The organism is Arthrobacter sp. UYEF36 (assembly GCF_040547025.1).
Classification (GTDB): domain Bacteria; phylum Actinomycetota; class Actinomycetes; order Actinomycetales; family Micrococcaceae; genus Arthrobacter.
In genome coordinates this window covers 66579-86952 of record NZ_JBEPOX010000001.1, presented here as the reverse complement: position 1 = coordinate 86952, position 20374 = coordinate 66579, and the positions used below count along the sequence as shown (strand labels likewise).

The 20374-nt window shown below is 67.3% G+C and carries 19 protein-coding genes; 6 read left to right on the top strand and 13 right to left on the bottom strand.

The features are described 5' to 3' along the window. Positions 1-119 precede the first annotated feature (119 nt). The 5 genes from ABIB29_RS00390 to ABIB29_RS00370 form a co-directional block, all read right to left on the bottom strand. Positions 120-1565, bottom strand: coding sequence for a sulfate adenylyltransferase subunit 1 (locus ABIB29_RS00390; protein WP_354169034.1), 1446 nt, complete (start codon positions 1563-1565; stop codon positions 120-122). Beyond that, a complete protein-coding gene (gene cysD, locus ABIB29_RS00385; RefSeq protein ID WP_354169032.1) occupies positions 1565-2674 on the bottom strand; it encodes a sulfate adenylyltransferase subunit CysD in 1110 nt (369 codons plus the stop codon). Before cysD ends, ABIB29_RS00390 begins: the two co-directional genes overlap by 1 nt. Continuing rightward, positions 2671-3402 carry a phosphoadenylyl-sulfate reductase gene (locus tag ABIB29_RS00380; RefSeq protein WP_354169029.1) on the bottom strand — a complete coding sequence of 244 codons (732 nt, stop codon included), beginning with the start codon at positions 3400-3402 and terminating at the stop codon, positions 2671-2673. The genes cysD and ABIB29_RS00380 overlap by 4 nt, the downstream gene beginning before the upstream one ends. Next, positions 3399-5147: a nitrite/sulfite reductase gene (locus tag ABIB29_RS00375; protein ID WP_354169026.1), complete on the bottom strand. Its 1749-nt coding sequence runs from the start codon at positions 5145-5147 to the stop codon at positions 3399-3401. The genes ABIB29_RS00380 and ABIB29_RS00375 overlap by 4 nt, the downstream gene beginning before the upstream one ends. Positions 5148-5303: 156 nt before the next feature. After that, positions 5304-6038 carry a sirohydrochlorin chelatase gene (locus tag ABIB29_RS00370; protein ID WP_354169023.1) on the bottom strand — a complete coding sequence of 245 codons (735 nt, stop codon included), beginning with the start codon at positions 6036-6038 and terminating at the stop codon, positions 5304-5306. A 62-nt stretch (positions 6039-6100) separates the two neighbouring features. On the opposite strand from ABIB29_RS00370, the gene ABIB29_RS00365 reads away from it, so the two are divergent. After that, entirely contained in the window at positions 6101-6772 is a 672-nt protein-coding gene (locus ABIB29_RS00365) for a trimeric intracellular cation channel family protein (RefSeq protein ID WP_354169020.1), read from the top strand. A 14-nt stretch (positions 6773-6786) separates the two neighbouring features. Beyond that, on the top strand, positions 6787-7215 hold the full coding sequence (locus ABIB29_RS00360; protein ID WP_354169018.1) for a hypothetical protein: 429 nt from the start codon (positions 6787-6789) through the stop codon (positions 7213-7215). A gap of 104 nt (positions 7216-7319) precedes the next feature. Here ABIB29_RS00360 and ABIB29_RS00355 read toward each other — a convergent pair whose 3' ends face one another. The 4 genes from ABIB29_RS00355 to ABIB29_RS00340 all read right to left on the bottom strand — a co-directional run bounded on the left by ABIB29_RS00355 (position 7320) and on the right by ABIB29_RS00340 (position 11873). Next, positions 7320-8141: an endonuclease domain-containing protein gene (locus ABIB29_RS00355; protein ID WP_354169016.1), complete on the bottom strand. Its 822-nt coding sequence runs from the start codon at positions 8139-8141 to the stop codon at positions 7320-7322. 427 nt (positions 8142-8568) lie between these two features. Continuing rightward, positions 8569-9669, bottom strand: coding sequence for a polyprenyl synthetase family protein (locus tag ABIB29_RS00350; RefSeq protein ID WP_354169013.1), 1101 nt, complete (start codon positions 9667-9669; stop codon positions 8569-8571). Further along, entirely contained in the window at positions 9666-11072 is a 1407-nt protein-coding gene (locus ABIB29_RS00345; protein ID WP_354169011.1) for a geranylgeranyl reductase family protein, read from the bottom strand. Before ABIB29_RS00345 ends, ABIB29_RS00350 begins: the two co-directional genes overlap by 4 nt. Before the next feature lie 12 nt (positions 11073-11084). Then, a complete protein-coding gene (locus ABIB29_RS00340; RefSeq protein WP_354169009.1) occupies positions 11085-11873 on the bottom strand; it encodes a demethylmenaquinone methyltransferase in 789 nt (262 codons plus the stop codon). A 131-nt stretch (positions 11874-12004) separates the two neighbouring features. On the opposite strand from ABIB29_RS00340, the gene ABIB29_RS00335 reads away from it, so the two are divergent. The 4 genes from ABIB29_RS00335 to ABIB29_RS00320 all read left to right on the top strand — a co-directional run bounded on the left by ABIB29_RS00335 (position 12005) and on the right by ABIB29_RS00320 (position 16034). After that, a complete protein-coding gene (locus ABIB29_RS00335; protein ID WP_354169006.1) occupies positions 12005-13366 on the top strand; it encodes an isochorismate synthase in 1362 nt (453 codons plus the stop codon). A 163-nt stretch (positions 13367-13529) separates the two neighbouring features. Further along, positions 13530-14333, top strand: a complete 804-nt coding sequence (locus ABIB29_RS00330; protein ID WP_354169003.1) for an ABC transporter substrate-binding protein — start codon at positions 13530-13532, stop codon at positions 14331-14333. Between the two features lie 94 nt (positions 14334-14427). Continuing rightward, positions 14428-15219 (top strand): amino acid ABC transporter permease, encoded by a 792-nt coding sequence (locus ABIB29_RS00325; RefSeq protein WP_354169000.1) that lies wholly within the window; start codon positions 14428-14430, stop codon positions 15217-15219. Positions 15220-15230: 11 nt separating this feature from the next. Continuing rightward, positions 15231-16034, top strand: a complete 804-nt coding sequence (locus tag ABIB29_RS00320) for an amino acid ABC transporter ATP-binding protein (RefSeq protein ID WP_354168997.1) — start codon at positions 15231-15233, stop codon at positions 16032-16034. 500 nt (positions 16035-16534) lie between these two features. Here ABIB29_RS00320 and ABIB29_RS00315 read toward each other — a convergent pair whose 3' ends face one another. The 4 genes from ABIB29_RS00315 to ABIB29_RS00300 are packed head-to-tail and all read right to left on the bottom strand — an operon-like array spanning position 16535 to position 20322. Next, a complete protein-coding gene (locus ABIB29_RS00315) occupies positions 16535-17257 on the bottom strand; it encodes an SDR family NAD(P)-dependent oxidoreductase (protein WP_354168994.1) in 723 nt (240 codons plus the stop codon). Positions 17258-17276: 19 nt separating this feature from the next. Continuing rightward, positions 17277-18044 carry an SDR family NAD(P)-dependent oxidoreductase gene (locus ABIB29_RS00310; protein ID WP_354168991.1) on the bottom strand — a complete coding sequence of 256 codons (768 nt, stop codon included), beginning with the start codon at positions 18042-18044 and terminating at the stop codon, positions 17277-17279. Next, entirely contained in the window at positions 18041-19435 is a 1395-nt protein-coding gene (locus tag ABIB29_RS00305; RefSeq protein ID WP_354168989.1) for an MFS transporter, read from the bottom strand. The genes ABIB29_RS00310 and ABIB29_RS00305 overlap by 4 nt, the downstream gene beginning before the upstream one ends. After that, complete coding sequence (locus tag ABIB29_RS00300) at positions 19432-20322, bottom strand: polysaccharide deacetylase family protein (RefSeq protein ID WP_354168986.1); 891 nt, start codon at positions 20320-20322, stop codon at positions 19432-19434. Before ABIB29_RS00300 ends, ABIB29_RS00305 begins: the two co-directional genes overlap by 4 nt. Positions 20323-20374 lie beyond the last annotated feature (52 nt).

The following is a 20374-nucleotide window of genomic DNA, read 5'->3' as shown; positions in this document are numbered from 1 at the left end:
CCGGTGGCAAGGGCCGCCGGCGTCGGGTTCGCCGGAAGCGCTCGAATTCGCCGTAAGTTTCCCCGCGAGCTCGAGCGTTTCCGGCGACTTCGAGGCAGCAGCGCCGACGAAGCCGGCACTCAGATCGAGTAGCGCTCGTCCTCGTGGTCGCCGGGGTGGTCCTTGACCAGGCCCGCGGCCAGTGTGTTGCCGTCCTGCGGGTCAATCACCAGGAACGCCCCGGTGCGGCGGTGGTGCAGATAGTTCTCCAGCGGCAGCGGCGCGGCGAGCCGCAACTGGGCATGTCCAATGTCGTTGAGCTCCAGGGTGGTGGTGGGCTCCAGCTGGAAGGTGGCGAGGTCCAGCTTTCCCGTCACGTTCCGGACCAGGGCCTGGACCGTGCGGGTGCCGTGCTTGACGAGGACCTTGGCGCCCTCGCGGAGCGGTTTCGGCGAGAGCCAGCACAGCGCGGCGTACAGGTCCGCCGAGGCTTCCCGGATGGTGCCGGCCGCCGCGATCGTGTCGCCGCGGGCGACGTCGAACTCATCCGCCAGGCGCAGCGCCACGGACTGCGGTGCCACGGCCTCGGTGAGCCGCCGTCCCGCGAAGTCGATGCCAACCACCGTGGTGGTGCGCGGTGCCTGGCCCGGGGTGAGGACGCTGACCTGGTCCCCCAGTTTCACGGAGCCCTCGGTGATCTGCCCGGCGTAGGCGCGGTAGTCGCGGTAACCTTCGACGTCGAGCCCGCCAGCGACGGCGTCGGGAGCCAGCGCACCCTGCGGCCGGACCACCAGCTGCACCGGGAACCGGAAGCTCTCCAGGTGGCTTTCGAGTTCGTCCGCGGCCGGCAGCGTCTCCAGGACTTCGAGCAGGGCCGGCCCGTCGTACCAGGGCGTGCGGTCCGAGCGGTCCACGACGTTGTCGCCGTCGAGCGCGGACACCGGGACCACCAGCAGGTCGGCAATCCCATCGGAACCCAAACCGAGCTCGCGGCCGACCTTCTGCACGTCGGCCTCGATCACGCGGAACACGGCCTCGCTGAAGTCCACCAGGTCGATCTTGTTCACGGCGACAATCACGTGCGCCACGCGCAGCAGCTGCAGCACGGACAGGTGCCGGCGGGTCTGCTCCAGGACACCCTTGCGGGCGTCAATGAGCACGACGACGGCATCCGCGGTGGACGCACCGGTCACCGTGTTCTTGGTGTACTGCACGTGCCCGGGGCAGTCCGCGAGGATGAAGCTGCGGCGGTCGGTCGCGAAGTAGCGGTAGGCGACGTCGATGGTGATGCCCTGTTCCCGCTCTGCGCGCAGGCCGTCGGTGAGCAGCGCCAGGTCGATCCGCTGTTTCCCGTCGGGGGCTTCGGCCGCGCCGGCCCCGCCGAAGCCGCGGTCCGCGGAGGTGCGGGCGACGGCGTCGAGCTGGTCGGCGAGGATGGCCTTGGAGTCGTGCAGCAGCCGGCCCACCAGGGTGGACTTGCCGTCGTCGACCGATCCGGCGGTCGCGAAGCGGAACAGGGAAGCATGGGCCAGCGGGGCCTCGTCAAGAAGGGCAGCCGCGCGGGCGGTGTCGATGTCGGTGCTCATTAGAAATAGCCATCCTTCTTGCGGTCTTCCATGGCTGCCTCGGAGATGCGGTCATCCGCCCGGGTGGCGCCACGTTCGGTGATGGTGGAGGCGGCAACTTCGATCACGACGTCGCGCACGGTGGCGGCGGCCGATTCCACGGCGCCGGTGCAGGACATGTCCCCGACGGTGCGGTAGCGGACGGTCTTGGTGATGACCTGCTCGTTGTCGCGGGGCTGGGAGACCTCGCCGACCGCGCGCCACATGCCGTCGCGGGCAAAGACCTCGCGGTCGTGGGCGTAGTAGAGGCCGGGCAGGTCGATGTTTTCGCGCTCGATGTAGCGCCAGACGTCGAGTTCGGTCCAGTTGCTGATCGGGAAGGCGCGGACATGCTGGCCCACGGTGTGCCGGCCGTTGTAGAGGTTCCACAGCTCGGGCCGCTGGTTGCGCGGATCCCACTGGCCGAACTCGTCGCGCAGGCTCAGGATGCGTTCCTTGGCCCGGGCCTTGTCCTCGTCGCGGCGGCCGCCGCCGAACACGGCGTCGAACTTGTTGCGCTGGATCGCGTCCAGCAGCGGCACGGTCTGCAGCGGGTTGCGGGTCCCGTCGGCCCGCTCGGCCAACTCGCCGGAATCAATGAACTCCTGGACACTGCCGACGACGAGCTTGAGCCCCAGCCGCTCCACGGTCCGGTCGCGGAACTCGATGACCTCGGGGAAGTTGTGCCCGGTATCCACGTGCAGCACCGGGAACGGAACCTTGCCCGGCCAGAACGCCTTGGTGGCCAGGTGCAGCATCACCACGGAATCCTTGCCGCCGGAAAACAGCAGCGCAGGCTTCTCAAACTCGGCAACGACCTCGCGGATGATATGAATCGCCTCGGACTCGAGCGTGTCCAGGGACGAGAGCCGACCCGACCGCAAAGCCGGAGCAGCAGATGCCGCCCCGGGAGTGGCATCTAAGGCATCGGCCGAGGGACCCGGCGCGAGCTTGCGAGCGTTGGGAAGGCCGCTGCCGCTGTCGGAGCCGCGCGCATCGTCCGAAGGACGTATGCCGCGCGGCGCAGGGGCGGGGGCGGCATCTGCTGCGGAGGCGTAGCCAGCCGTCGTCGTCGTGCTCAAGTTGCTCATACGTGTAGTCCGCATTCTGTCTTGTCGGTTCCTGCCCAGCGTCCGGTGCGGGGGTCATCGCCGGGCGCTACCTTGCGGGTGCAGGGCTGGCAGCCAATGGACGGGTAGCCCTGTGAAAGCAGCGGGTTGACGGGGAGGAGGTTGTCATCGGAGTACTGGACCAGCTGGTCGAAGCTCCAGGCCGCGACCGGGTTGACCTTGACCAGACCGTTGGTGTCGTCCCATGTCACCAGCGGCGTATTGGTGCGGGTGGGGGCCTCGTCGCGGCGGACGCCGGTGAACCAAAGTTCGTAGCCGGCCAGGGTGCGGCGCAGCGGGGCCACCTTGCGCAGCGCGCAGCACTGGGCGGGGTCGCGGGCGAAGAGGTCCTTGCCGAGCAGCCGGTCCTGCTGCTCCACGGTGTTCTCCGGCAGCACGTCGACGACGTTGACGCGCAGGCTCGCCGCGACCTCGTTGCGGGTCGTGTGGGTCTCCGGGAAGTGGTAGCCGGTCTCCAGGAAGAGCACGTCGACGCCGGGAAGCTGGTCGGCGACGAGCGCCGGAAGGACCGCGTCGGCCATGGAGCAGGCGACGGCGACGGCGGGCAGCTCGAAGTTGCGCGCCACCCAGGCGATCACCTCGCGGGCCGGGGCGTCCCAGCCGAGTTCGGCCGCGCCGGACTCGGCGATGGCCTTGAGCTCGTCGTGGGTGCGAAGGACGGGGTCCACTCCGAGGGCGTGCTTGCTCACTGCAGATCACCCTCGTCCGCCGCGAAGGCCCACTCGGCGAAGGTCTGGCCCTCGGCGTGGTCGGCGACGAACTTCCGGACCACGCGCTCCACGTAGTCGGGCAGATCCTCGGCCGTGACCTTGAGGCCGCGGACGGTGCGTCCCAGGCCTGCTTCCTCGCGGCTGTCGGAAGCCAGCCCGCCGCCGAGGTGGACCTGGAAACCCGGGGTGGGGTCGCCGTCGGGCGTGGGAAGCATCATGCCCTTGAGGCCGATGTCCGCGGTCTGGATCCGGGCGCAGGAGTTGGGGCAGCCGTTGATGTGCAGCGACAGGGCCTGCGGGAGCTGCTTGGTCTCGACCAGGTCGGCGAGGCGGCGTTCCAGCTCGGCGACGGCGGTGGCGGCCGTGACCTTGGTTTCGACGATGGCGAGCTTGCAGTATTCGATCCCGGTGCAGGCGATGGTGCCGCGGCGGAACACGGACGGCCGGGCGGAGAGGCCCAGGGCGTCGAGCTCGGCGACCAGCGGTTCCACCTGGTCCTTGGGCACGTCGAGGACCACGAGCTTCTGGTGCGGGGTGGTGCGCAGCCGGTGCGAGCCGCGGGCCTCCAGGGTGTCCGCGAGCTTCACGAGCTGGCCGCCGGAGAGGCGTCCGGCCAGCGGGGTGGCGCCGATGAAGAACTTGCCGTCCTTCTGCTCGTGCACGCCGATGTGGTCGCCGGGGGTGGAGGGCTTGGGCGCGGCCGGGCCGTCGTTGAGCTTGTAGCCGAGGTATTCGTCCTCGAGGACCTGGCGGAACTTCACCGGGCCCCAGTCAGCCAGCAGGAACTTCAGCCGGGCCTTGGTGCGCATGCGCCGGTAGCCGTAGTCGCGGAAGATGCTGGTGACGCCGAGCCAGACGTCGGCGGCCTGGTCCGGCCGGACGAAGGCGCCGAGGCGCTTGCCCAGCATCGGGTTCGTGGAGAGCGCGCCGCCCACCCAAAGGTCGTAGCCGATGCCGAGTTCGGGGTGGACCAGGCCCACCAGGGCGACGTCGTTGATCTCGTGGACCACGTCCTGGCTGGGGTGGCCGGTGATGGCGGTCTTGAATTTGCGCGGCAGGTTGGCCAGTTCCGGGTCGCCGATGAAGCGTTCGGCGAGCTCGTGGATCAGCGGTGTCGGGTCGATGATCTCGTCCTTGGCGATGCCGGCGACCGGTGAGCCGAGGATGACGCGGGGCACGTCGCCGCACGCTTCCGTGGTGGACAGGTCCACCGATTCGAGCCGGCGCCAGATTTCCGGCACGTCCTCGACCCGGATCCAGTGCAGCTGGATGTTCTGCCGGTCGGTGAGGTCGGCCGAGTCGCGGGCGAAGTCGACGGAGATCTGGCCGATGACGCGCAGCTGCTCGGTGGTGAGGGCGCCGCCGTCGATCCGGACCCGCAGCATGAAGTACTTGTCCTCCAGCTCGTGCGGCTCGAGCGTGGCGGTCTTGCCGCCGTCGATCCCGGGCTTGCGCTGGGTGTAGAGGCCCCACCAGCGGAAGCGGCCGTGCAGGTCCGTGCCGTCGATCGAGTCGAAGCCGTGCTTGGAGTAGACGGACTCGATACGCTCGCGGACGTTGAGGCCGTTGTCTTCCTGCTTCCAGGTTTCGTTGGCGTTCAGCGGCGCGGTGCCGTCCACTTTCCACTGCCCGTGCGGCTTTGCGGCGGGGCGGGAGGTGGGGCGCTTGGTGCGGCCTGGGGCAGCCTGGTCCGGGGACGCTCCGGCTAGAGCTGTATCAGTCATGGATCGACTGTAGGGGTGGCCGTAATGCCGTCACAAAGGTCCGGAAACGCGGGGTCACCTAGGGCAACAAATCGTCACGAAGCGTCGGCGAGCCTTGAAGTGGCGCGGGTGGTGTGCAAGGGAAGGGGCGCGGGACGGTTGTGCCGCGGCGGCGGGTCAGGCACCGGCGGCGAGGGCGGCGTCGTAGCGTTCGAGCGCGATTTCGGCGAGGACCGGCGACGGCAGCAGGGCCGCCGTGACGAGGTCCGCGCCGGCCTTGTGCAGCTGGTCGTGGAAGAAGCCCGGGGCCAGCAGGTAGGCGGCGATCACCACACGGCCGCCCAGGTCCACTCCCCCGGCGGATTCCCCCGCGCCCGCGCCGCCCGCGGCCTCCTCGCGGAGCATGGCCACGGCCTCAGGCACGGACGGCTTCGCGGACGCGCCGTAGGCGGCCACGATGCGGTTGGACCGCAGCGCGCGGAGCTGGTCCGTGAGTTCCTCGACATTCTGCGCGGCGGTGGGGTCGGAGGAACCGGCAGCGGCGAGGATCACGGCGTCGTTGTCGGTCACGCCGGCTTCCCGGAGCCGGACGTCCAGCAGCGCCGCGAGCCGCGGATCGGGCCCCAGCGGAGCGGCGGCGCGGGTGTCCGGGCGGCTCTTGACGGCCCGGGCGATGTCCACCTTGACGTGGTACCCGACGCTGAGCAGCAGCGGGACGACGACGGCGGTCTCCCCCGCCGGCAGGCCCGCGACGACGTCCGGCAGCTCGGGGTCCTGGACGTCGACGTAGGCCTCGCGGACGTCGAGTCCGGGCCGCAGCGCGGCGATCCCGTCCCGGAGGGCGTTGACTTCGGCGGCACCCTCGGTGCTCGAGGTGCCGTGGGCGCAGGCGATCAGGATGGGGCTATTCATAGCCGTTAGCGTAACCTTGGAGCCGCCCCATCCGCCCCCTTGATATCCCACCGGGACCCTCCATGACTTTTTCCTTCAGCGTTGTTCTGCTCTGGCTGGACCTGGCTGGCGTCTTCTTCTTCGCGGTCTCCGGGTCCCTGCTCGCGGCGCGGAAACAGTTCGACATCATCGGCTCCCTGCTCCTGGCCTCGGTGGTGAGCCTGGGCGGCGGCGTCATCCGCGACATCATCATCAACGCCGGCCCGCCCGCGGCCTTCACCAACCCCGCGTACCTGGCGCCGCCGCTGCTCGCCACGGTGCTGGTGTACTTCCTGTTCTCCAGCGTCCAGCGCTACACCTCGCTGCTGGTCCTGTTCGACGCCGGCGGCCTGGCGCTCTTCTGCATCACCGGAAGCCTCAAGGCGATGGACGCCGGGATGAACCCCATTGCAGCGGTACTGCTGGGGGTCACGACGGCGGTGGGCGGGGGCCTGCTGCGCGACATCACCGCCAATGAGGTGCCGCAGCTGTTCGACCCGAAGGATATCTACGCGCTGCCGGCGTTCACGGGGGCGGCCCTGACCGTGGTCCTGTCCCTCACCGGCACCTTCAACGCAGTCACCGCGGGGGCTGTTGCGGCCATCGTCTTCGCCTTCCGGGTCACGGCCTGGCGGCGGAAGTGGCACGTTCCGCTGGCGGTCCGCGGCTGGCACCGGCTGGGCCTGGGCGCTGGGGATGGCGGGTCCAAGGATTAGCTAGGATAAGAACCATGACTGACATGTTCCTCGAGAAATTCCGCGCGCTTGTTCCGAAGTATCTCGAAGACGAATGGCAGGAAGAGGACGGCCTCCTGGCCGGGGAACTGGACGAGGCCCTCGCCGAGCACCAGTTCCAGGTGCCGATGGTGTTGCGGGAGTTCTACCTGGCGGTCGGCGGCTGCGAGGACATCATGGAGGCGTACCACTACTTCTGGGACCCCGAAGAGCTCGAAGTCGATGACGAAGGCTTCCTCATGTTCCTCGAGGACGAGGAAGAACAGTTCACCTGGGGGTTCCGGGTCGGCGACCTCAGTGTCCCGGACCCGATTGTGTACCGCCGCAACAACGCCCGCGGCCAGTGGAAGAGCGAGGAAGGCACCTTCTCCGAGTTCGTCTTCGACATGTTCGAGTGGGCGTTCAACGACGAGGACGAGGACTAAGCTCCCCCAGCCGGCGGATTCTCCCCACCTTTGACTGGCGCAACCCGCGTGTTGCCCGGAACCGCTGGGGATACCCGGCGCCAGGAAGCCAAAAGTGGGGAATCTCAGCGCACCACCCGGCCCCGCAGAACCTGCCACACCTCCCGGACGATCTTTTGCGGGTTGTAGACCACGTCCTGGTACCCGTAACGGAGTACGGCGTAGCCGGTGAGTGTGCTGGCATTGTTCCTCAGGCGGTCTTTCTTGACCTGCCGGGCTTCCAAGTGCGTGCATCCATCGATCTCCACGATGAGGAAGCCTTCCAGCAGGAAGTCCACGATGCCGATTCCCGGCAGGTCCACCTGCGTCTGGGTGTAGATCCCTTCGCTCCGGAACAGCAGCCTGGCCACAACTTCTATCGCGGAGTCCGCGGTTCCGTCGACCAGCTCCAGGACACTGCGTGCCCCGCCGTTTCGATTTCCCGGAAGACGTTGCCCAAGATAGCCGAGCGTGGTGCGGCCCTGAACCAGGGCGCTTTCCACCATGACCGCGGCTTCCACGGCGGGCAGGCATCTCAGTGCATGCAACAACGAGTCGGTCAACCCGGCCACCGGGCGGGGGAAATCCGGCGGCACCACACTGCCCCGATGAACCACGACGCCGGCAGCCGAGCCGTGCCGGCACAGGAGGTGCAGCCGCTCGGGGGCGTGGAGCCGCCAGAGCCTGTGGTGCGGGGCCGCCGAGGCACAGCACAGCAGGCCGTTGGCCAGCACGGCGGCAACGAGGTCCGGCTGCGCATTGTGCAGCGCCACTACTCCGTGCCGCAACCGCACCGCCTGCCCGGAAGCCAGGGTGCTCCTGATGGTCCGTTCGGTGAATCCGGCCTGCAACAGCGTCGCCGTCCGGGCCACTGAGCCGGCGTATTTCAAGTACTCGGTGACGTCCATGACTCCAGCAGACCCGGCGGTGACCACGCCGTAGCCCCGGCTGTTGGACTATGTGGACAAACTCGCCGCCGGATTTCCCCGGGTATCAGACACCTCCACGGCGTGCCGCTGCGAAAGGCCGGGGTTTCCGTCGTCGAAACGTTGAAACATGGGGAAAGTCCACCGGGCATCACCCAAAAGGGCCCTGTGACAAGCAATTTACAGTCGGCCTAGACAACGTGACATTTCTGTCATATGCTCGTTCATGGGTTCATCAAATGCCTCCGGTGGACCTGATGCGAACGGAGAAATGGCCCCGGTTCGACGCAACGTTTGACTCGAAACGTTGCAAGGAACCGGGGCCATTCCGTTTAAGCCGTAGAACCAGCAACCGGGGAAACGGTTATAGGACAAAAGCAGCCCCGCCAAGGCGCAACCCGGGACAAACTCAGCTGGCGCGGTCCACCACGGCCAGCGCGAAGTTGCTCAGCGAGGTCTTGACCACACCCTCGGGCAGCGGCGCGAGGGCGGCAATCGCCTCATCGGCCCAGGCCCGGGCCACCACCCAGGATTCCGCCGTCACGGGGTGTTCCCGCAGGCCGGCAACCGCGGCGGCGAGGGCCTCGTCGGAGCTGAGGTCGCCGTCGATCAGCTTCAGGAGTTCGACGGCGGACGCGTCGCCGGCCTCGGCCTTCTTGCGCAGCAGCAGCACGGGCAGCGTCGGCACACCTTCGCGCAGGTCGGTGCCCGGGGACTTGCCGGACTTGACCTTGACGCCGGTGACATCAATGACGTCGTCGGCGAGCTGGAAAGCCACACCCACCTTTTCGCCGTACTCGACCAGCATCGGCTCGTAGGCCTCGTCGGCGCCGGAGAAGATCGCGCCGAGCTGACCGGAGGCCGCCACCAGCGAGCCGGTCTTGTCCGCGATGACCGAGAGGTAGTGCTCCACCGGGTCCTCGTCCGGGCGCGGGCCCACGGTTTCGTGCAGCTGGCCCAAGCAGAGCCGCTCAAAGGTGCGGGCCTGGATGCCAAGCGCGCGGGAACCGAGCTCGGAGACCAGGATGGAGGCGCGGGCAAAAATCAGGTCGCCGGTCAGGACCGCGACCGAGTTGCCCCAGACCTCGTGGGCCGTGGGGGCGCCGCGGCGGAACGGCGCGGAGTCCATCACGTCGTCGTGGTAGAGCGTCGCCAGGTGGGTCAGTTCAACCACGACGGCGGCCTGCACCACGGCCGGCCGGGAGGCGTCGCCCAGGTGGGCGCAGAGCAGAGTCAACAAAGGCCGGATGCGCTTGCCACCGGCTTCCACGAGGTGGCGCGACGTCGCGTCAGCCAGCGGATCGGAGTTGGCGATGGCCTCGCGCAGCTTCTTCTCGACGCGGGCCAGGTTGGTGGTGATCGCAGGCCCCAGTTCGGGGTCCCCCGCGATCGCGGCAAAGCCGGCCGGCAGCTGCAATCCGGTGGCGATCGCGGTGGTATTGAGGCTGGGTTCGGAGCTCGGCAGGCCGTGTCCGGCGTGCGTCCAGCTTTGGTCTGCAGAGTTGGTCACGGGTTAACCCTAACTTTTGTTGCGGAAACCGCGGAGTTGGCGCCGGTGTGCGCAGGGGTGTCGGTGCGGGTCGGGCCGATCTGCGACGAGCCCGCACTGGCAGCGTCCGCCCTGGACAGGCCCTGGTTCGACGTCGCCGGGACCAGCGATTCCAGCACCCGGATGACGCGGTCCTCGAAGCCCTTGGCCGCGGGATCGGTCAGGTTGGCCAGCAGCCGCACTACGAACCGCATCAGCACAGGGATGGGCATGCCCGTCCGGAGGGCCAGTTTCATCACGGCCGGTTTGCCGATCAAGGCCGCGAAGGCGCGGCCCAGGGTGAAGTGCGAACCCCACTGGTCCCGCACGTAGTCCGCGTACCGGGCGAGGTGCGCATCGGCGTCGGCCTCGTTCCAGCCGGCCGAGGCCGAGCGGGCGGCGCCGTCGATGATGAACTCGGCCGCGAACCGGGCCGACTCCATTGCGTAGGAGATGCCCTCGCCGTTGAACGGGGAAACCATGCCGCCGGCGTCGCCGAGCAGCAGCAGACCGGGCGAATAGTGCGGGGTGCGGTTGAAGCCCATCGGCAGCGCGGCGCCGCGGATCTCGCCGACCTGGTTTTCCGGAGTGAAGCCCCACTCGGCGGGCATGCCGGCGGTCCATTCACGCAGGACCTGCTTGTAGTCCAGCTTGCCGAATTCCTTGGACGAGTTCAGGATGCCCAGGCCCACGTTGGAGGTGCCGTCGCCGACGCCGAACACCCAGCCGTAGCCGGGCAGCAGCTTTCCGTCGCGGCCGGGGAGCTCCAGCCAGCCTTCCATCCAGTCGTCGTCGTGCCGCGGAGAAGTGAAATACGTGCGGACGGCGACGCCGAGCGGCCGGTCGTCGCGCTTCCGGATGCCCAGCGACACAGCCGTGCGGCTCGAGTTCCCGTCCGCGGCGAGCACGACGTCGGCACCGAAGTCCCGGGTCTGCCCCGTCTTGCGGCCGGACTCATCCAGCAACGCGGCACGGACCCCGGTGACGCGGCCGGCGTCGTCGCGCAGTGCCTCGGTGACGCTGTGGCGTTCCAGCACGACGGCGCCCGCGGACTGGGCGTGCCGGGCCAGTTCCTCATCAAAGCCCAGGCGGGTCCGGATCAGGCCGTACTGCGGGAAGTCGGAGACCTCGGGCCAGGGCAGTTCGATGCTGCGCCCGCCGGCCAGCAGGCGCAGGCCCTTGTTGCGGCGCCAGCCGTCGCCTTCGGGGTGCGGCAGGCCAAGCTTCTGGATCTCGCGGACGGCGCGGGGGGTGAGCCCGTCGCCGCAGACCTTTTCCCGGGGGAAACTGGTTTTTTCCAGCACCGTGACGTCGATGCCCGCCTGCGCCAGGTAGTAGGCGGCAGTGGATCCGGCCGGACCTGCTCCGACGATCAGTACTTTCACGGCAGCGACGGACTAACGCGCGGGCCGGGTGATGTTGCGGCGCAGCTTCGCCACCGGTCCGGTGTGGGCGGCCAGCGCCGCGGCGGCCGCGGAGGGGCCGGCCTCGGCGCCGGGCTTAACGGCACGGTGAACGGCGACGATGCCGCCGCTGAGGTTGCGGTAGGAGACCTTGTCCCAGCCGGCTTCCTGCAGCCAGGCCGCGAGGTGGTCCTGGTCCGGCCAGGCGCGGATGGACTCGGCGAGGTAGACGTAGGCGTCCGGATTGGAGGAGACCTTGACGGCGATCGCGGGCAGCGCGCGCATGAGGTACTCGGTGTACATGGTGCGCCACAGCGGCACCACGGGCTGGGAGAACTCGGCGATGACCAGTTTGCCGCCGGGCTTGGTGACCCGGAGCATCTCGGCCAGGGCCTTCTTCGGCTCGTTGACGTTGCGCAGGCCGAAGGAGATGGTGCTGGCGTCGAAGGTGTTGTCCGCGAACGGCAGACGGGTGGCGTCACCGGCGATGAAGTCGATGTCGGGGCGGCGGCGCTTGCCGACCTTGAGCATGCCGAGGGAGAAGTCGCAGGCGATCACGTCGATGCCGGCGTCGGCATACGGTTCGCTGGAGGTGCCGGTGCCGGCGGCGAGATCGAGGACCCGCTGGCCGGTCTTCACATCCATGGCTTCGACCACAACCTTGCGCCAACGGCGCGTCTGCCCCATCGACAGGACATCGTTGACGACGTCGTATTTGGGGGCGACGTCGTCAAACATCGTGGCTACTTCGTCCGGACGCTTATCCAAGGATGCTCGGTTCACCCTGACATTGTCTCAAATGATCAGCACACACCCTAACCACGCCTGAACTGGTGCTGAACCGGGTATCCGCGGCGGCAGGGCCGAGCCTCCGGCAGGGGCTACGGCGGGGGCGGGAGTAGTGTTGTCTCACTATGACGAGCGCGTTCCCAACCAGAACTATCAGAACACTGACACTGCCCCTCGATGCAGAATCTTTCCCCGGGGGGCTGCCGTCGTTTCTGGTCCGGGACGACCTCCTCTGCTGGACCCGCCGCGAAGCCGGCCTGGTCGGCTTCGGCGAGGTGGCCCGCTTCACCGCCACGGGACCCGAGCGTTTCCTCGAGGCGGACATCTGGTGGCGCCACCTGGTCATCGAGGCCGAGATCGACGACCCCGTCGACTGGCCCGGCACCGGCCCCGTCGCCTTCGGCTCCTTCGCCTTCTCCAAAGCCTCCGCGCACGAGTCGCGGCTGATCGTTCCCGAAATCGTCGTCGGCATGCGTGACGGCAAGGCCTGGCTCACGCAGATGACGTTCGACGACGGCGACCTCACCGAAGCGGGCGCGCGCGCCGCGCTGGACCGCTGGCTGGGGACACCCGGCGTCGTACCCGCTGAAGCAGACGCCGCCGCAGACCCTGGTGCAGCCCCGGCTGCCCTGCCGCCGCGCGAGGCCACCCTGAACACCGGGTCGCTGAGCGAGGCGGACTGGATGGCGGCCGTGGCCGCGGGCGTGGCGGAAATCCGCACCGGGGCGCTGGAGAAGCTGGTGCTGGCCCGCGACATCGTCGCCACCGTTCCGGCCGGCGTGAACGCCGCCGAGATCCTCCGCCAGCTCGCCGTCCGCTACCGCGAATGTTGGACCTATGGCGTGGACGGGCTCGTCGGCGCGACCCCCGAGATGCTGATCCAGGTGGAGGGCCGCACGGCGCAGGCCCGCGTCCTGGCCGGCACTCTGGACCGCCGCGACGCCGACGGCATGGACGGCTCGCCGCTGGAGTTCGCCGAGCGTGTGCTGGCCGGGTCCGAAAAGCAGCGGCACGAACACGACATCGCCATCCAGTCGCTGACCACGCAGCTGGCACCGTTCTCGGAGGCGATGAACGCCCACAGCGAACCTTTCATCCTGGAACTGCCCAACGTCTGGCACCTGGCCTCGGATGTAAAAGCCGAGCTCGCCGAGGTCGAAGGCCATGTGCCCACCTGCCTCGCGCTGATCAACGCCCTGCATCCCACCGCGGCGGTCTGCGGCACACCGACCACCGTGGCGGGCGCCCTGATCCGCCAGCTCGAGCACCTGGACCGCGGCCCGTACGCCGGACCGGTCGGCTGGCTGGACGCGGCCGGCAACGGGGAATGGGGCATCGCGCTGCGCGGCGCCGTCATTGAGTCCCCGGAGACCGTGCGGCTCTACGCGGGCTGCGGCGTCGTCGAGGGCTCCGTGCCGGAAGCCGAGCTCGCCGAAACCTGGGCGAAGTTCCGGCCGATGCTGGAGTCGCTCGGGATCAAAAGCTAGAGTCCGGGATAGGAGACACTGCGGGTCCGCCGGGGCTTGCATTAGTGTCGTCAATAGTTATCCAATGGTGAAACTTAGTTTCCTGTGATGCACATCTCGTTTTCGGCGTTACACTATAAGCCGACTAAGTCACGTCTGCTCCTGCAACAAGAGGTAAAAAACCATGCAGCTCAAGTCCCTCGCCACGGCAAAGGTGGCCGCCAAGGCAGCCGCCCTCCTCGCCGTCGGCGCCCTCACGCTCACGGCCTGCGGCGGCAGCTCCACCCCCGCAGCCTCCTCCGAAGGCGGCGTGCAGCTCATCAACGCCGGCAAGCTGACCGTCTGCTCGGACGTGCCCTACGAGCCGTTCGAATTCCAGCAGGACGGCAAGATCGTCGGCTTCGACATGGACATCGCCGCGGAGGTGGCCAAGGACCTGAAGGCCGAACTCAGCGTCGTGGACAGCTCCTTCGAGGCCATCGAGACCGGCACCGCGCTGACCCAGTGCGACGTCTCCATCTCCTCCGTCTCCATCACGGACACCCGCAAGTCGGTCATGGACTTCTCCAGCCCGTACATGGACGATGACCTGACCCTGGTGGCCAGTGAGGCTTCCGGGATCAACGACCTCGAGGGCGCCAAAGGCAAGAAGGTCGGCGTCCAGCAGGCCACCACCGGCGCCAAGTACGCCCAGGAAAAGGGCCTCGACGCCCAGCAGTTCGAGGATTCCGGCCTCCTGGTCCAGGCCCTGCAGGCCGGCACCATCGACGCCGCCCTGGGCAACCAGTCCGTCCTCGCCTACGCCATCAAGGACGACGCCAAGTTCAAGCGCGTGGAGAACTACACCACGGGCGAGCAGCTCGGCATCTCCATCAAGAAGGGCAACACCGCGATGGCCACCCAGGTCAACGGCACGCTCAAGCGCCTGACCGACGACGGCACCCTGAAGAAGTTCGAGACCACCTGGTTCGGCGAAGCCGCCAAGTAGCACCCCGGCCTGAGACCGACACAGTTGAGGCCCCGTACCGCTGGACGACAGTCCGTACGGGGCCTCAACTGCGCAAAACGAATGTGAGAGCACCATGGCAATGACCGCACGTCAACGAGCCAGAGTCAGCCTGTACGTCCAGGCCGGCATCTTTGTGGTGGCCTTGATCGCCCTGATCCTGGCCACGGACTGGAAGACCATCAGCACCAGCGTCTTCAACTTCGCCAAGATCGGCCCGATGTTCCCGGACATCATCCTGGTGGGCCTGAAGAACACCCTGATCTACACCGCCCTGGGCTTCATCGTGGGCCTGTCCGGCGGCCTGCTGCTGGCCCTTATGAAGCTCTCCTCGTTCCCGCTGTACCGCTGGCTGGCCACCGGGTACATCGAGTTCTTCCGCGGCATCCCGGCCCTGCTGGTCTTCATCGCGTTCGGCTACGGCGTGCCGCTGGCCTTCGGTGTTTCCTGGAACGTGACCGTGGTGGTTATGGTCTCGCTCGGTATGGTGGCCGCGGCCTACATCGCCGAAACCCTGCGCGCCGGTCTGCAGGCGGTGCCGAAGGGCCAGCTGGAGGCCGCCCGGTCCCTCGGCATGCCGCAGTGGCGGGCGATGATCTCCATCGTCATCCCGCAGGCCTTCCGGATCGTCCTGCCGCCGCTGACCAACGAGGTCATCCTGCTGACCAAGGACTCCTCGCTGATCTACGTGCTGGGCCTCACCGCCTCGCAGTACGAGCTCACCAAGTTCGGCCGCGACGGCATCTCCAGCCTCGGCGCGGGCCTGACCCCGCTCCTGGTCGCCGGCGCCTTCTACCTGGTGATCACCATCCCGCTGAGCCTCTTGGCCCGGAAGTTCGAAAGCCGCTCCGCGCGGACGAAGCGATAGGCAGGACAGTCATGAACGACGTCGTACAGAACGCGAATGACCGCAGCGGGGCCGTCAAGGCCGCCGGCGTGTCCATCACGGACCTCCGCAAGTCCTACGGAACCAACGAGGTGCTCAAGGGCATCAGCCTGACCGTCGCCCCCGGCGAGGTTGTCTGCCTGATCGGCCCGTCCGGGTCCGGCAAGTCCACCCTGCTCCGCTGCGTCAACCTGCTGGAGCAGCCGAACGTGGGCAGCGTCCACGTGGGCGGCTTCGAGGCCACCGACCCGGATGTGGACATCGACAAGATGCGCCGCAAGGTCGGTATGGTCTTCCAGCAGTTCAACCTCTTCCCGCACCTGAGTGCACTGCAGAACTGCACCATCGCGCAGACCAAGGTGCTCAAGCGCAGCCAGGCGGACGCCTCGGCCGCGGCCATGAAGAACCTGGAGCGCGTGGGCCTGGGGCACCTCGCCGACCGCTTCCCCGACCAGCTCTCCGGCGGGCAGCAGCAGCGCGTGGCGATCGCCCGGGCGCTGAGCATGGACCCCGAGCTGATGCTCTTCGATGAGCCCACCTCGGCCCTGGACCCGGAGACCGTGGGCGACGTCCTGTCCGTCATGCGGAACCTGGCCAAGGAAGGCATGACCATGCTGGTGGTGACCCACGAGATGGGCTTCGCCCGCGAGGTCGCCGACCGTGTGGTCTTCATGGACGGCGGCGTCGTGGTGGAGGAAGGCGTGGCCGAGAAGGTCATCAGCGCCCCCACCCACGCCCGGACCAAGGAGTTCCTCCGCCGCGTCCTCGACCCGACGCACATCGACATCGCGGAGTAGTTTCCCTACCGCGGCGGATTCCGCGCCGATTTCAGACAGCCGCTACGTGGATCCACGTGGCGGCTGTCTGTTTCCGTAGCGGATTCGCCGCGGCGAGCTCCGCCGTCGTGCTGACCGAGCGGAGCGCGACGTGACGCACCCGCGCTGCGTGCCATCTCACGGCCGACTTTCAGCACCCGGAGGGACAAGCCCTCCCCTTCCGGGTCCTCCGTTTCCGGGTCCGTGGCTCGACGCAGGTCCTGCCACCGTGCTCCCGGCGTGCCCCGGAGGACAGCCGACCACAGCGCTTCCACGGTCGATACGGGTTCCGTGACTCCCGTCGGTCCCGAGACCAGCCATCCGATGCTGGTAGCGGCCACTTTCGGCGCTCCCGGCCAGGATTGGCAAGCACCGTTGACCGTTTGGGCGACGATCAGGTGCAGCCGCAGCGTCCTGATCGGCCCCAGGACGGGATCGCTCACTACACTTCGTCCGCAGGCACCGCACATGTGAGAGTCCTCCTAGGGCATGACATCGCCGGAATTTGGCCCGAGCGTCTGTCCGACATACAAGTTGCCACCCGGATCGCTGGCAAGAAGCAGCGCCGTCGGGGCCACCTCTGCAGCCTGCCCGAAGCGAAGCAGCGGCAGCCCGGCGCGCTTCGCCGCCTTCCACTCTTCGGATATGCCGTCCACCAGGGGTGTCTCGATGGGACCCGGGGCGATGCTGTTGACCAGCACGTTGTCGGCGGCGGATTCCAGGGCAAGCGCCTTGGTCAACCCCACGACTCCGGCTTTGGCCGCGCTGTAGTGACTCAGCCCGGTGCCGCCCTTGATGGCCAACTGGGAGGCGATGTTGATGATGCGGCCCCACTTCTGCTGCCGCATCTCCCCCACCACCTCCCGGCAACAAAGGAACACACCCGTCAGGTCAACGGCAATCGTTTCGTTCCACATGGAAAGGGACATGTCCTCCAACCGCGATTCGGTCAGCAGGCCTGCGCTGTTCACGAGAATGTCGATACTGCCGAGCTGCGTCCGCGCTTCGGTGAACGCCGCTTTGACGCTGGCTTCATCCGAAACGTCGACGGCGATGGTACCCGCCCCGCCTGACCTGTCCAGGACTGCCACTCTGTCCCCGTTGGAGGCGAAGGCTTCGGCGATGGCCTTGCCGATGCCGCTGGCTCCGCCCGTGACCACGACGGCGCGGCCCTCCGTGTGACGGGAGGCGTCAGGGTTGTTCATTGTTGTCCTTCCAGTGCTTTCAGGCACGCATCTTGATGGTGAGACCGCCGTCGACTATCAGCGACTGGCCCGTGACGTAGACGGCGTCATCGGAGGTCAGGAAGCCGATCACGCTGGCAACTTCCTGGGGCTGTCCGACCCGGCCCCAGGGGATGTCCAGCCCGGCGCGCTGCAGGCCGTCGGGTCCAAGGGAGTTCACCGGGTCCAAAGACTGTGGAGTTTCGATGAGTCCGGGAATGACGGCGTTGGCGCGGATGCCGCGCGGGCCCAGTTCGGCGGCGACGCTGCGGACCAGCCCGAGCACACCGGCCTTGGCGGCGGCGTAGTGGGCATGTTCCTCCCACCCATAGACGCCTCCGGCAATGGAGGACACGGCAACCATCGCTCCGCCGTCGGTCATCTTCGCGGACCCGGCGCGCAGGGTCCGCAGCACGCCGGTGAGGTCGACGTCGAGCATGTCGTGCCAGCGCTCATCGGTCATCTCCTTTAGCGGTGAATTACGCAGGATTCCGGCGTTGGCCACCGCGTAGTCCAGACGTCCGTACTCCTGAACGGCCCGTTCGGCGAAAGCATCAACGGACGGAGTACTCCGGACGTCCACTTCCTGGACCACCCCCTCGCCGCCGGCGTCCTTCACCAGGCGCAGGGTTTCCTCCGGGTCGTGCGGGTCGCCGGGAAAGGTGCCGATCACCGAATGCACGCCCCGGTGGGCGTAGTGGACCGCGAGGGCCCGTCCGATGCCGCTGGCAGCTCCGGTGATCACGGCCACCCTTGTTTCCGGTGTCATGCTTCGACCTCGTGCGGGTGGTCCTCGAGCAGGGCCTCAGCCGGCGGCTTGGCGGCGATCATCAGGAGTCCGGAGAACAGCGTTCCGGCTGCACCGACCCACAGGGCTGCAGTACCGGTTCCTGCGCTGGCGGCTGCTGCTGTGAAGAGTGCACCGCCGAGAATGGTTCCGGGCTGGCTCATGGCCCCGATGAACGCCGTGCCGGTGGCACGGCAGCTGACGGGGTAGCACTCGGCCATGAAGTACTGGATCGCGGCGTACGGTCCGACCAGGAAGAACAGTCCGGCACCGTAAGTCACGATGATCATGAAGGGGCTCTCGGCGAGCGGGCTGAGCATGATGGTGAACGAAATGCCGGAGAGAATCCAGCCGCCGATGATTGTCCGCTTCCGGCCGATCTTGTCACCGATCCAGCCGTGGAAGACGTAGCCGAAGTACGCCAGCAAGTTGATGACGATCAGCATCCAGAAGGCATCGGAAAGTTCCACACCCTTGGCGTTTTTCAGGACGGAGCTGCCGAGAATGCTGAAGATCAGGATGCCGAAGAAGTTGAAGATCCAGGCCAGCGAGAAGACGATCGTGTTCCGGCGCAGGTGCGGCTCCCAGATGCGCTTGAGCGGGGCCGCGGAGGAGTGCTCGACGCCGAATGCGTGGGCCAGGGAGTGGGCTTCCTCGGTCTTGCCGCTCTTCTCGAGTTCGGTCAGTTTGTGGTGGAGTTCGAACTGCGGCGTCTCCTTCAGTTTCTTGGCAATGAGCCACACGATGATTGCTGCCGGAACAGTCGCCATCACGTACAGGGCGCGCCAGCCAAGGGACGGAAGGAAGACGAGGGCGAGGGCACTGGCGAGCAGGAATCCCAGCGGCCAGCCGCCCTGGATGAAGGAGTAGTGGAAGCCGGGGCGCTTGCGCTTGTCGGCGACTTCAGTGACTTGGTAGACCTCGTTCATGTAAGTCGCGTTGACGGCTTGCTCCGAGAATCCGAGCCCGCCGAAGGAACGGACCAGCACCAGCAGGCCGTTGCTGAGGAACGGGATTCCGGTCGGGATCAGGGCGGTCAGACCGGAGACAACGGCGGTTCCGCCGACGGTGACCATCATGCCCTTGCGGCGGCCGAGCCGGTCAATGACCGGACCGATTCCGAAGCAGACGATCGCGGTGCCGACGGCGATCCAGGTATTGAGCGCATAGGCTTCGGTTTCAGTCCAACCAAACTCTTCCTGCATGGCCGGCAGGAGGGTGCCAAATAGCCCGAAGTCGAACACGGCCACGGTCCAGGCCAGCAGGGCCAGGACGGTGGCGGTGGTCGTGTGGTGCTTGGAGAATACCGGGAAGCGGCGTTTTTCGTTGGGTCCGGGTTGCGTCAGGTCGACGGCGGGCTGCTGGAGGGTCATGACTGGTTATCCTTTCGGGGGCTGCGGGCGAGGAAGGAGTCCGCGATTTGGTCGAATGTGAGCCAACTGACTCCCTCATGGGAGTTGATATGTTCGATGAGGCGTTCGAGCATGAGCAGGACCTGGGGGCGGCCCGAGACATCCGGGTGGATGGTCATGGTGAAGACTGCCTGGTCCATTTCCCGGTACACCCAGTCGAACTGGTCCCGCCACATCTGTTCGATGTCCCGGGGGCTGACGAAACCGTGCGAGTTCGGGGCCGCCTTGATGAACATCATGGGAGGGAGGTCATCCAGGTACCAGTTCGCCGGGATCTCGACGAGGTCGGTTTCCTTGCCCCGGACGAGCGGCTCCATCCAGGTTTCTGCGGCCTTGGTGTAGTCGATCTTTTTCCAGCTGTCACCAACCCGGACGTAGTACGGTTCGAAATCACGGTGCATCAGGGAGTGGTCGTACTTGATCCCGCGTTCGAGGAGGATCTCATTGGTGACGGGCGAAAATTCCCACCAGGGAGCGACGTAACCCGTGGGACGGCGGCCGGACACCTTTTCGATGAGTTCAATCGACCGGTCCAGGATGGCCGTTTCCTGCTCGCGGCTCATGGCGATGGGGTTTTCGTGCGAGTACCCGTGCACGCCGATTTCGTGCCCTGCGTCCACGATCATCCGGGTCAGGTCCGGGAACGTTTCGATCGAGTGGCCCGGCACGAACCAGGTCGCGGGCAGTCCGTATTTCTCGAAGAGACGAATGAGGCGCGGGCCGCCGACCTCGCCGCTGAACAGGCCGCGGGAGATATCGCATGGGGAATCCTCGCCCCCATAGGAGCCGAGCATTCCGGCCACGGCGTCCACGTCGACGCCGAACGCGACTTGGATGTCCTTAGTCATGAGTTCAACCTTTCACTGCGGTTCTTGTTGGGATGTTCTGGTTCTGGTGCTG